This window comes from Corallococcus exercitus, from assembly GCF_003611585.1.
GTDB classification, from domain to species: domain Bacteria; phylum Myxococcota; class Myxococcia; order Myxococcales; family Myxococcaceae; genus Corallococcus; species Corallococcus exercitus.
Genome location: NZ_RAVW01000867.1, coordinates 1 through 563, shown reverse-complemented (window position 1 = coordinate 563; position 563 = coordinate 1). Strand labels below are relative to the sequence as shown.

Genomic DNA, 563 nt, shown 5'->3' with positions numbered 1-563 from the left:
GGGGACGTGCGGGCCTTCATCAACCTGGATGCCGCGGGCTCGCGCGGCAGGGCGCTGCTCTTCCAGGTGGGCGGGGGGACGGGGCTCGCGAGGGCCTACCAGCGGTCCTTCCCGGCGCCGTGGGCCATGGTCGTCGCGCAGGACCTCTTCCAGTCGGGGCTCGTCGGTTCGGACACGGACTTCCGCGTGTACCGCGAGCACGGGCTCCCGGGCCTGGACCTGGCGTTCTACGAGGACGGGTACGCGTACCACACGGCGTTGGATGGGCCGGAGCGGCTGGAGCCCGGGAGCCTTCAGCACCTGGGCGATGGCGTGCTGGCGCTGGTGCGGGAGCTGGCGCGAAGTGGCTGGGCCGCGGACGGGAGCGAGGATGCGCCGGTCGTCTTCCATGACGTGCTCGGCGTGGGGATGGTGGTGCTCAGCCGCGCGCAGTCGCTGGGGCTCGCGGTGGGGGCCACGGTGTTCGCGCTGGCGGTGCTGGGGCTGGGCCTTCGCCGGGGTGTGCTCCAGGGACGCGAGCTGCGCCGGGGCGTGGCGCGGGTCCTGCGGATGGGCGCGGGAGG

The 563-nt window shown here is 74.4% G+C and carries 1 protein-coding gene; it reads left to right on the top strand.

The genetic code is table 11. The features are described from left to right. Positions 1–563 (top strand): M28 family peptidase (locus D7W79_RS42600; RefSeq protein ID WP_120530800.1); only part of this gene is annotated, 563 nt, incomplete at both ends.